The organism is Chitinophaga filiformis, assembly GCF_021646545.1.
Taxonomy (GTDB): domain Bacteria; phylum Bacteroidota; class Bacteroidia; order Chitinophagales; family Chitinophagaceae; genus Chitinophaga; species Chitinophaga filiformis_A.
In genome coordinates, this window is the sequence record NZ_JAKIRP010000006.1 from 263,729 (window position 1) to 275,062 (window position 11,334).

Annotated in this window: 8 protein-coding genes; 6 read left to right on the top strand and 2 right to left on the bottom strand. The window is 47.0% G+C overall.

The features are described 5' to 3' along the window. Positions 1 to 95: 95 nt before the first annotated feature. The 5 genes from L3C95_RS17370 to L3C95_RS17390 all read left to right on the top strand — a co-directional run bounded on the left by L3C95_RS17370 (position 96) and on the right by L3C95_RS17390 (position 9,646). Positions 96 to 3,293, top strand: coding sequence for a SusC/RagA family TonB-linked outer membrane protein (locus tag L3C95_RS17370; protein ID WP_236389396.1), 3,198 nt, complete (start codon positions 96 to 98; stop codon positions 3,291 to 3,293). A 20-nt stretch (positions 3,294 to 3,313) separates the two neighbouring features. Further along, a complete protein-coding gene (locus L3C95_RS17375) occupies positions 3,314 to 4,957 on the top strand; it encodes a RagB/SusD family nutrient uptake outer membrane protein (protein ID WP_236389398.1) in 1,644 nt (547 codons plus the stop codon). Between the two features lie 17 nt (positions 4,958 to 4,974). Next, entirely contained in the window at positions 4,975 to 6,234 is a 1,260-nt protein-coding gene (locus L3C95_RS17380; protein ID WP_236389400.1) for a glycan-binding surface protein, read from the top strand. A 91-nt stretch (positions 6,235 to 6,325) separates the two neighbouring features. Beyond that, positions 6,326 to 8,068 (top strand): alpha-L-arabinofuranosidase, encoded by a 1,743-nt coding sequence (locus L3C95_RS17385; RefSeq protein WP_236389402.1) that lies wholly within the window; start codon positions 6,326 to 6,328, stop codon positions 8,066 to 8,068. 111 nt (positions 8,069 to 8,179) lie between these two features. Continuing rightward, positions 8,180 to 9,646: an MFS transporter gene (locus L3C95_RS17390; RefSeq protein ID WP_236389404.1), complete on the top strand. Its 1,467-nt coding sequence runs from the start codon at positions 8,180 to 8,182 to the stop codon at positions 9,644 to 9,646. Between the two features lie 13 nt (positions 9,647 to 9,659). On the opposite strand, the gene L3C95_RS17395 is transcribed toward L3C95_RS17390, so the two are convergent. Beyond that, on the bottom strand, positions 9,660 to 10,127 hold the full coding sequence (locus L3C95_RS17395; protein WP_236389405.1) for a group II truncated hemoglobin: 468 nt from the start codon (positions 10,125 to 10,127) through the stop codon (positions 9,660 to 9,662). A gap of 16 nt (positions 10,128 to 10,143) precedes the next feature. Continuing rightward, complete coding sequence (locus tag L3C95_RS17400) at positions 10,144 to 10,467, bottom strand: antibiotic biosynthesis monooxygenase family protein (RefSeq protein WP_236389407.1); 324 nt, start codon at positions 10,465 to 10,467, stop codon at positions 10,144 to 10,146. 170 nt (positions 10,468 to 10,637) lie between these two features. Between L3C95_RS17400 and L3C95_RS17405 the strand changes: the two genes are divergently transcribed. Further along, positions 10,638 to 11,003 carry a winged helix-turn-helix transcriptional regulator gene (locus L3C95_RS17405; RefSeq protein ID WP_236389410.1) on the top strand — a complete coding sequence of 122 codons (366 nt, stop codon included), beginning with the start codon at positions 10,638 to 10,640 and terminating at the stop codon, positions 11,001 to 11,003. Positions 11,004 to 11,334 lie beyond the last annotated feature (331 nt).

The window sequence follows — 11,334 nt, forward strand, 5'->3', positions numbered from 1 at the left end:
TTTTAACCTATCGTTATGAGGGACATCATGCCGTTATTTGACAAACCAAAATCAAAAAGATCGCGCATTTAATTTAAACACTTAATCTCCACGCTATGAAACGAGCCAGTTTGACTGGAAGATCATACCTGATGGTATGGGTCATGATCTTCTTTTGGGCTTTTAGTATGCCTGCCCGGGCACAGAACCAATCCGGCAGTGAACGGACTGTTACCGGCACAATCACTTCCAGGGAAACCGGCAACCCTGTGCCGGGCGCCTCTATTATTATTAAGGGGACAAAAAAAGGAACCACAACTGATGACAAAGGAAATTTTACTATCAAGGCTACTCCCGGCCAGGTAATCAGCATTGCTTCCATGGGATTTATGCCGCGTGATTTTAAAGTCGGCAGTTCCGGACATGTCACCGTTGGCTTACAGGACGATTACCGTAAGCTGAATGACGTCGTTGTAGTCGGTTACGGTACAATGAAAAAAAGGGACCAGAGCAGCGCTCAGGTATCCATCAGCTCTGCTGAAGCAGACCGTACGATCAATACGACTATCGACCAGGCCATCCAGGGACGGGCTGCCGGTGTGTATGTGACCCAGAACTCCGGACAACCGGGTGGAGGTATCTCCGTAAATATCCGGGGAGTCAATACACTGAGCGGAACCAATGAACCTTTGTATGTAGTGGATGGAGTGCAGATCCAGCCGTCTACCGTCTCTTATGGTAATACCAGCTCTGTGAATGCCCTGGCGGGGATCAATCCGGCAGATATCGCATCGTACGACATCCTGCAGGGGCCTTCCGCCACCGCCATTTACGGTTCACGCGCCACCAACGGTGTTGTGCTGATCACTACTAAACGGGGAAAGAGCGGTCAGGTGAAACTGTCCTACAATTATCTCTATACCCTTCAGGACAAGCCTGACGACATCGCCACAATGAACCTCTCGCAGTTTGCAGAAATGAACAATGAAATTGCCAGGCTGCTGAACCGTACTCCTACTCCTGAATTCCAGAATCCCGGTGTGTTAGGAGAAGGTACCAACTGGCAGAACGCACTGTTCAAAACAGCTCCCCTGCAGAAACACCAGTTGAACCTGAGCGGAGGTTCAGACAAAACCACGTATTATATGTCAGGCGAGTACTTCAAGCAGGAAGGTGTGGCCATAGGCTCCAATTTCAACCGCTACTCTTTCCGCCTGAACCTGGACAACCAGGCCTTCAAATGGCTGAAGCTGAGCACTTCACTGAACTTCTATCAGACAAAGGAAAAACTGTCAGCCACCAGTGAAGATGTAGTAAGGAACGCCATTGGCCTGGCGCCCAATATACCGGTAAAAAACCCGGATGGCAGCTGGGGTGGCGCTACGGAAAACGAATATGGCGGCAACGCAAAATATGCACCGCTCAATCCCGTAGCTATCGCCAACCTGGTGCGCAATGATTATAAACGTACCGGCGGATTGGGAGGAGCCAGTGCAGAAATAAATATCATCAAAGGACTGACCTTCCGCACCAGCTTCAACGGCAACTTTGAATATGCGGATGGCAGCAAATTCACGCCCACCTACCGATTAGGATATAATGTCAATGAAAAAGCCTCTCTGTCCATCAGCAACAACAGGAATTTCTACTGGAATCTGAACGAACTGTTACAATATAACAGGGATATCGGTAAACATAGTTTCAGTGTGATGGTCAGCCACGAAGCACAGGCATGGAACAATCAGGGTTTCTCTGCACAACGCGTCGGATTTGCCAGCAATGACATTCCGTCCCTGAACCTGGGTGATGCATTAGGACAAACTACCGGCAGCTATAAAAGTTCAGGCGCGCTCGAGTCTTACCTGGGCCGTATCAACTATAGCTACGACAACAAATATATCCTGCAACTGGCAGGAAGGGCAGACGGGTCCTCTAACTTTGGTGTGGAGAACAGATGGGGATATTTCCCTTCCGTATCTGTAGCCTGGAGACTGACCGGTGAAGACTTCATGAAGGAACTGCCTTTTATCAATGAACTGAAGATCCGCGCTGAAATTGGCACTACCGGTAATAACGGTAGCGGAGGCGCACAATATTCTTCCCTGACTTCTGTGACTACGCCGTGGGGTGCAGGCTTCCGTACAGGGCAATATGGTAACGCAGGCCTCAAATGGGAGTCGACTGAAACGAAGAACATCGGCTTTAACCTGAGCATACTGAAAGACAGGATACAGCTGGAAGGCGACTACTATATCAGGAAAACAGACAACCTGCTGATGCCTAACCCACTTCCCGCTTATATGGGTACACAGGGCGAAGGAGCCATCAATGCTCCTATAGTGAATATTGGCGCTATGCAGAACAAAGGCTTCGGTATTACCCTGAATACAGTGAACATCGATAACCGCAGCGGTTTCTCCTGGAGAACAAACTTCAATATCTCCTCCTTCAAGACGAGGATCACCAAATTCTATTCAGACGCGGCCTTCCTGTCCCGATCTGCGTGGTACATGAATAACTTCACCTCACGTTCTGCAATAGGTATTGCACCATGGCAGTTCTATGGTTACATCTCCGATGGACTGTTCCAATCCGTTGATGAGATCAACAGCAGCGCTATTCCTGCACAATCAGACGGCACCCGTTTACCGGTACAAAGAGATGGCGGTGTATGGGTTGGAGACGTGAAGTATAAAGACCTCAACGGCGATAAGATCATTGACTCACGTGACCAGACCTATATTGGTAATCCATGGCCTAAGCTGACATTCGGTTTTACCAACACCTTCTCTTATAAAGGATTTGATCTCAGCATATTGGTGACCGGCGTACAGGGCAATGATATCTTCAACTACCTGCGTTTCGAAAGCAGCAATCCCAATAACATCAACCTGGGTCGCAACCTGATGCAGGAATCCTTTGGTTATGCACGTGTCTCTGAAGATGGAGGCAAAACAGTCTTACAGAATCCCGGTACAAATGTGCCGAGAATTGTAGGTAACGATGTAAATGGTAACGGCAACCGCTTCACTAACCTCTTCGTAGAAGACGGCTCATATATCAGGATCAAAAATGTACAACTGGGTTACACCATTCCATCCTCACTCATCAGGCACCAGTCTGTTGTAAGAAGCATTCGCTTATCTGCAGGCGTTCAGAACCTTGCCACTTTCACAAAGTATAAAGGATATGATCCTGAAGTGGGCGCCTACCTCGGAAAAGAAGTACAGTTGAACAGTCAGCTGATAGGTGTGGATGCTGGCCGCTATCCTTTAACCAGGTTATATTCTGCCAGTGTAGCTGTTGATTTTTAATGAGCCTTTAAACTATCACCATGAAAAAGAGAAACTATAATAAATACCTGATCACATTTATATGCCTTGTTGCGCTGTCAGCCTGTAGTAAGGATTTCCTGAACAGGCCACCGGAAGATGCGATCGTTGATGTGAACTTTTACAAATCAACCGATCAGGTGCTGGCCGGTACCGCGCCATTGTACAACATCGTATGGTTTGCCTATAATGATAAAGCATCTCACGGTATCGGAGATGGCAGGGCTGGTGTCCTCATGTCAGGATCTTACCAGGTGGATAATATCAGGATGCAGACAACCGACGTAACTCCTGAAGTTTACAGCTCATGGACGGCCTTCTTCAATGTTGTAGCACAATCCAATATGGTTATCAACAACCTGACTAAATATACTGCCCCCAGCGTACCTGAAAATGTTAAACAGGCAGGTATTGCGGAAGGACGTTTCATGAGAGGACTGGCCTATTCCTACCTGGTACAGAACTGGGGCCCTGTTCCCATCATTGTTGATAACAACGTACTGCTGACCGATACCTCCATCACCAGGAATACGGTAGAATCAGTCTGGGAATTCATCATCCGCGATATGCGTTTTGCTGCGCAGAATTTGCCTGCTACACCACTACTGAAGGGGCGTTTAACCAAATGGGCTGCCGAGGGTATGCTGGCCAAAGCGTTCCTCACACGCGCCGGCATCTCCGGTTCCCGTAACCAGTCAGACCTTGACAGTGCCGCATGGTATGCCAATGATGTGATAGTGAACAGCGGCGCTGCTTTAATGAGCAACTACGAAGACCTGTTCCTGATGAAGAATAACAACAACCCTGAAAGCCTGTTTGCATTGCAATGGAAATATGATGGCGACTGGGGTACGCAGAACAGTGTACAGGCATTCCTGGCTTTCGGTTCGGAAATAACAGGCTTCGGAGACGGATGGGGTGGCGACCTTGGCGCATCTCTCGACCAGCTGCAGTTATACAGGATAGACGACAAACGCCGTAAAGGTACATTTATGTATCCCGGCGATCACTACTCCTACATACATCAGTCAGTGGACGATCCTAACAATCCCGGTAAGAAGATCATACAGGAACTGCAGGTGCCATGGAATTTTGTGGGTACCGAAAGATATAACACAAGGGCCTGGGTGAAAAAATATGTGGTAGGACGTCCTGAAGACAATGACGGCAAGGTTACACAGCAACATACAGAGATGAATACCTATATGCTTCGCCTGGCCGATGTGTACCTGGTATATGCGGAAGCTATACTGGGTAGTTCACCATCTACCAGCGACGCCAAGGCGCTTCAGTATTTCAACGCCATACGTGCAAGAGCAGGGGTGCCGGCAAAAACCAGCATCACCCCGAACGATATCTATGTGGAAAGAAGACTGGAACTAGCCATGGAGGGACAAGCCTGGTACGATATCGTAAGACTGCACTATTATGATCCGGCAAAAGCGATCTCCTTACTGAACAACCAGGACAGAGGTACTTACAGGATCGTTGCCAATGCTGCCACGAATGCTACTTCCTGGACTGTTACATCAGACACGCCTGCATTTTATCCGGTAACAGAAAGCAACTTCTACCTGCCCTACCCTGCCGCGGAAATGACAGCAGCGCCTAATCTGAGAAAACCTCCGGTGCCGTACAAGTTTTAACAAAAAAAGAAAACGTTATGACTCACTATATATCAGCCACTATCAGAAAGATGAAATGGATATTCTTTTACATCCTGCCGGTGGCGCTTTCCCTGTTCGCCGCCTGTTCGAAAGATGAGAGCCACTCAGGCGTACCTATTGTCAGCAGCGTTACCCTGCTGGATTCTACCAAACAGGATAGCGCCTTTGTAAGGGCATTGCCTGGTACGCTTATACTGGTCACCGGTCAGAACCTGGGCGGTATTACACAGGTATCTTTCAACGGACAGGACGCGTATTTTAATCCAACATACAATACTAATACACACCTGATCATCACCATCCCGGATAATGCGCCGACAGAGGCAACCGATCCGGATGTGCCGAATACGATCCGTATTGTGACCACGCATGGCGAGACATCCTACTCATTTGTAGTAGACATACCACCGCCTTCCATTGCGGCTATTTCAAATGAAAATGCACTTCCGGGCGATTCGCTGATCATCTTCGGCTCCAGTCTCTGGCTGATCGACAAGATCGTTTTTCCGGGTGGCAGAGAGATCACAGACTTTGCCGCTAACGACGCTGGTACCAGAGTGGGATTGATCATGCCTGACCTGGGTAATGATACCGGCCGACTGATCATCCGGGCAAAATATGGCAGTACCATGTCTGACGGCCCTTTGAATGACCACCAGAGCGGTGATGTGATCAGCAACCTGACCAATACGGATGAAACAGGAGAAACACCGGTATTCAACTGGGCATGGTGGGGTGCGAACAGAACAAACGACGCTACACTCTTCCCGGGTACCAGAGGTGGCTATTTGCAGAACATTTTCGGCGGTGTAGGCGCCGACGATGGGGCCTGGTGGAATGGCAACCGTTCCGGCAATTTCTCGGATATAAACACCATGTTCACCCCAGATATTATGACACAGCAGGCATCCAACTATGCATTGAAGTTTGAGATCAACACGAAGGAACCATGGACTGCCGGTATCAATCTGATCCGCTTTGGCGACAATTACGCGTACCGCTTCATGCCCTGGTCAGGAGCGCCTGACAACAAATTTGATACAGAAGATAAATGGAGGACCGTTACCATCAATTTAAGTGCCTTTAAAGCAGCCGCAGATGGCAAAGAAGGAACAGGCGCCGGTGCTGTAACCATGGGAGATCTGCTGAAGCCCGACGGTGTTGTAGCATTTGGTTATCGTTTCATCACAGAAGATGCTCCTGTAGATGTGTATAATGCTGCCTTCGACAATTTCAGAATTATTAAGATAAGATAGTAGACGTTAGTTAGTTACCGGGAAAAGATCAGGTCCGCAGAAGCAATTCTGTGGGCCTGTCTTAAAACTATCACTAAATAAAATTTCGCGGATGAAGAGAATATCAGCTATCTGTTCAATATATATGGGACTATTGATAGCACCAGCATGCAGCAAGAACGGCACTGAAAAATATAACAATGAAAATAACGACGGCGATACAACCGAAGTGACTGTAAAACCTGATGACCCTTCAGTGGCAGCCAGTATAGGGTTCTTCCAGGACCAGTGGGCGCCAAAGAATTTCAACGCGCCGCCTTATACCGAGACCTCCCTCCCTTCATCAACAGCATATACAGTGAATGTAGACGCTTCCGTTGTACTGACGAAAATCTCTCCGGCGCTATTTGGCAATAATAGTAATCCCTACATGAGCCAGATGGTAACAGAGCCCGTACTGATGGAACACCTGACCAAACTGCATCCGGGCATTATCAGATTCCCCGGCGGCAATATCAGTAGTGTTTATTTCTGGAACAGGCAGCCCGGCAATCCGCCAGCCGATGCACCTGCAAAGCTCGTGAATGCCGATGGTTTCCAGACAGATCCCGGGTACTGGTATGGTGGTAACACAGACGGCTGGACACTGTCTGTCGAGAACTATTACAAAATGTTACAGCAAACGGGCAATGAAGGGATCATCACCGTCAATTACGGTTATGCGAGATATGGTACCGGCGCCGACCCCGTCGCCGCGGCCGCACATCTGGCGGCTGATTGGGTAAGGTATGACAACGGGCGTACAAAATACTGGGAAGTAGGTAACGAAAGCAATGGCACCTGGCAGGCCGGATACAGGATAGATGTATCGCAGAACAAAGATGGACAACCGGAACTGGTAAGCGGACAGCTATATGGCCGCCATTATAAAGTATTTGCAGACTCAATGCGTAAGGCAGCTGCTGAAAAGGGTAACACGATCTATATCGGCGCGCAATTGCTGGAACATGAACCTGCTTTCTGGGCAAACAATACAGATAAACAATGGAACACCGGCGTATTGCAACAGGCAGCCGCTGCCACAGATTACTTTATCGTACACAGCTATTATACACCTTACAATACGAATTCAAATCCGCAGGAGGTACTTGCTTCTGCCACCACCGTTACCAAAGCGATATATGATTATCTGTCCTCTTCCATCACCGGCAATGGTGCTACTATGAAACCTATAGCGCTGACAGAGTGGAACATCTTTGCAGTTGGCTCACAACAAATGGTATCGCAGGTGGCAGGCATGCATGCTGTAATGGTATGGGGTGAGCTGATGAAGAACAAGTTTGGCATGGCCAGTCGCTGGGACCTTGCCAATGCCTGGGAAAATGGCAATGATATGGGGCTTTTCAGCCAGGGAGAATCAGCTTCCGGCGAAACAAGATGGACGCCAAGACCGGCCTTTTATTACCAGTATTTCCTGCAGAAATTCCTGGGTGACAGATGCATCAATGCAACGGTATCTGACAGCAGTGCCAATATTAATGCATATGCATCCACCTTTACTTCCGGAGAGGTCTCTGTAACACTGGTGAACAGGGGGACTATGACGCAAAATGTAGCGCTTAAGTTTAAGAATTTCAACGCCGGCAGCCGTTTTTACTGGTATGTATTAAACGGCGGAGAAGGCAGTACCGGCTTCTCCCGTAAGGTATTTATAAATGGCGAAGGTCCTTCAGGTGCAGCAGGCGGTCCTGCCGCTTATACCACTTTGAAGGCCTATGCTGCCAATACCGGCAATGGCGTAAAGATCGCCTTGCCGCCAATGTCTGTCGTCAATTTGGTTGTGGATAAAAAATAGGCTACCAAAAGCCGGTATCGTTTCCACGATGCCGGTCTTTACTTCTACGGTACCGGGAATGAAATTTGTAATAGACGCTGAAACAATGATGACAACATTAACAGCGGACTTATGAATTTAAAACCGAAAGAGGTATTAACGGAGAGTGAAGTCCAGCGGGGAATGCGTGTAGTGATATGGGACGGGCTTGCTTCAGAAATGATGACGACTTTCACCGGTAGTGCCTTCCTGGTAGCGATGGCTCTTCTGATGGGCGCGAACAATGTACAGATCGGGATACTCGCAGCACTGCCAACATTCACCAATATTTTTCAACTCATTTCAATATGGCTGGTCCGTAAGTTTAACAACCGGCGGGGCATTGCTGTGTTCTGTGCTTTTTTAGCAAGGTTTCCGCTGGTATGTATCGGTATCAGTGCTTTATGGTTTGCCGGTAGCTCTATCAGCATACTTATCTTCTTCCTTTTCTTTTACTACCTCTTCGGTTCTATTGCGGGTCCGGCCTGGAACTCGTGGATGAAGGACCTCATCCCCGAAAATATGCTGGGCAATTACTTCTCCCGGCGCAGCCGATATAACCAGATACTGGATGTGGTACTAAGTATCGTGCTGGCCGTACTGCTGGACTTTGTTAAAAGCAGGTACCCGGAGTATGAGCTGCGCGTGTATGCCATTTTTTTCATCATTGCGGGCATTGTAGGCACCATTGGAGGATATGTGCTGTCCTGGGCGCCTGAACCGCAATCATACCTTTCCAGTGCAAATATCCTTTCTTTATTCAAGCAGCCTTTAAGAGATAAAAATTTCCGCAGATTGCTGACATTTAACTCCGCCTGGGTATTTGCACTGAATATCGCCATTCCGTTCTTTACCGTTTTTATGATGAAAGCGCTGAGACTGCCTATTTCCTACATCATTATCCTTTCCATCATCAGTCAGTTGTCGAGTATTATGACCATACGTATATGGGGAACTTTCGCCGACAAGTATAGCAATAAGACCATTATCGCACTAAGCGCCCCCATATACATTGTGTGCATCATTGCATGGTGTTTTGTCGGGATGTACTCCAACTTTTATATTAACCTGCTCCTGCTGACCGGCATTCACATATTCAGTGGCATTTCCACCGCGGGTATCAACCTTTCGCTGACCAACATCGGCCTGAAACTGGCCCCCCGGGAAGACGCCATTGTATATCTGTCAGTTAAGAATATTATCACCGCCTTCTTTTCCTCACTAGGACCGCTGGCAGGTGGTATACTGGCAGACTATTTCACCAGCAGGAGCCTGATGATCACTGCTACATGGCACTCTCCCGGTTTTACCAAAGCAGGCCGGCTGGTATCTTTACACGATTGGAACTTCCTGTTCCTGATAGGCGCGCTACTGGCATTGCTATCAATGGAACTGCTGGCCCACGTCAATGAAGTGGGTGAAGTTGATAAAGATGTGGTGAAAAAAGTCATGCGTAAAAGCATCAAAAGAGACCTTAAGGAGTATTTCCTGATAGGCAACATTATCAACTGGCATGAGCAGTTACGGACCATTATCAAGCTGAAGCGGAGAAGTGTCTGACCAGATACTTCCTTTACGGCTGATAAGGACCTCCGGGCACGCCCCATCCCCACTTAGGCATAGGCTCTTCTGTGTTCATATTGATGTCGGTCAGATTGGAGTTCATCACCGCCAGGCGGGTACCCCATTCCAGGTACGCCATAAAAGCAGACCTGAACTCTGGATCGTCCGGTAGTCCCAGTTCATCAGCTGTTTCCACCAGCAGTTTTACCCATTGTTTACGGTGCTGTTCAGTCAGGTGCTTTCCGATGTGTTTCTGTATCATACGGAAGTGGCTTCCTTCATTGGTGCTGTAAAATGCCGGACCACCAAATACTTCTGCAATAAAATGGGCTACATGCAGCTGGTGTTCTTTAGACATATGCCTGAAAACAGGTTCCAGTAAATCGTCCTGAAGCACCTTAGCATAAAAGCGGTCTGTCAGTTTTTCAAATACGGGCATTCCTCCGGCCCATTCATACAACGTGGGTATACTACTCATATAGGTTCTTTACTTATTATCTTTTCCAGTTTACCAGGGGCGGATGATAATGTTTCATCTCAGCGATATTACTATAAAATGGTTTAACAAGCTGAAAAAATCCGGTAAACTGTTCACTTTTGCGGAACCGCTGCAGGTGATCTTCTTCTGATGTCCAGTAAATAGTGACGATGTAATGGTCCGGTTCATCGCTTCCCTTGATAATGTTATACCCTTTACAATAAGGCGATGCCTCTAACAGTTTTCCCGCATCGAGATAAGCCTTTTCAAAAGCAGCATGGTTTGACGAGGGAATGTTGTACCTGATAATTTCAATACTATAGTGCTGGTTGTCTTCCATATTTTTTTTAGTTTGTGCAAAGGATTGAGCTGTTATAAACAGACAAAAAATGGTGATAATGCGGGATATTTTTTTCATGGACTCAAGTTGCCACATTTTACTGGTTCCGGCAATAACTTACCAAAAAGTAAGCCCGCGAGGAACTTCTTTATCGTCTAATTTCGTAGCCTGTGATCAAACTAAATAATAAAACGTATACCTGTCCTGTTGATGTGACGCTGAGCTTTATTGGCGGCAAATGGAAGATACTGATCCTTTCTCATCTCAATATTTTTACCGACAAAGGATTCAGTGAGATAAGAGATAACTTACCGGGTATATCAGAGAAGATGCTGGTACAACAACTCAAAGAACTGGAAAGGGATCAGCTGATTGAAAAAAAGGTGCTTTCCTTAAAGCCTTACCGGGTGCAGTATAACATTACACCGACGGGTAAGTCTTTATCACCGTTGTTTGATTTCCTGAGCGAGTATGGGATTAATTACCTTAAAAAGCATGGTATAGACTACATTAAAGATCAGCAGCTGTATAAATAAAAAACAGGTTAAACGATTACAATAACTTAACACGCCGCCATATTGATCTCTTCCAAACTCCTGGAAGCTACTATTCAATTAAATAGTATAAACAACAATCCTGTAGCGTATTTTTTACTGTAAAAAATGCAGACAGTACAGGATGCCTTTATCAATTTTTTTTGTTTAATTTTATATTGTTACTTTGACACTATTATATCCGGTTTGACCCGTTAAAGATATCAATGACCGGCAAGGAAATAGCCCACGAGATCAGGCCCAATATTCTGTACATCATCAATCTACCGGATATTCAATCCCATTTATTATCGTTCATCAACCAAGAAAACAA

What these genes read in the sequence shown, in the direction of transcription:
- L3C95_RS17370 (WP_236389396.1), top strand. Translation starts at nt 96, where the DNA reads ATGAAACGAGCCAGTTTGACTGGAAGATCATACCTGATGGTATGGGTC.
- L3C95_RS17375 (WP_236389398.1), top strand. Translation starts at nt 3,314, where the DNA reads ATGAAAAAGAGAAACTATAATAAATACCTGATCACATTTATATGCCTT.
- L3C95_RS17380 (WP_236389400.1), top strand. Translation starts at nt 4,975, where the DNA reads ATGACTCACTATATATCAGCCACTATCAGAAAGATGAAATGGATATTC.
- L3C95_RS17385 (WP_236389402.1), top strand. Translation starts at nt 6,326, where the DNA reads ATGAAGAGAATATCAGCTATCTGTTCAATATATATGGGACTATTGATA.
- L3C95_RS17390 (WP_236389404.1), top strand. Translation starts at nt 8,180, where the DNA reads ATGAATTTAAAACCGAAAGAGGTATTAACGGAGAGTGAAGTCCAGCGG.
- L3C95_RS17395 (WP_236389405.1), bottom strand. Translation starts at nt 10,127, where the DNA reads ATGAGTAGTATACCCACGTTGTATGAATGGGCCGGAGGAATGCCCGTA.
- L3C95_RS17400 (WP_236389407.1), bottom strand. Translation starts at nt 10,467, where the DNA reads ATGGAAGACAACCAGCACTATAGTATTGAAATTATCAGGTACAACATT.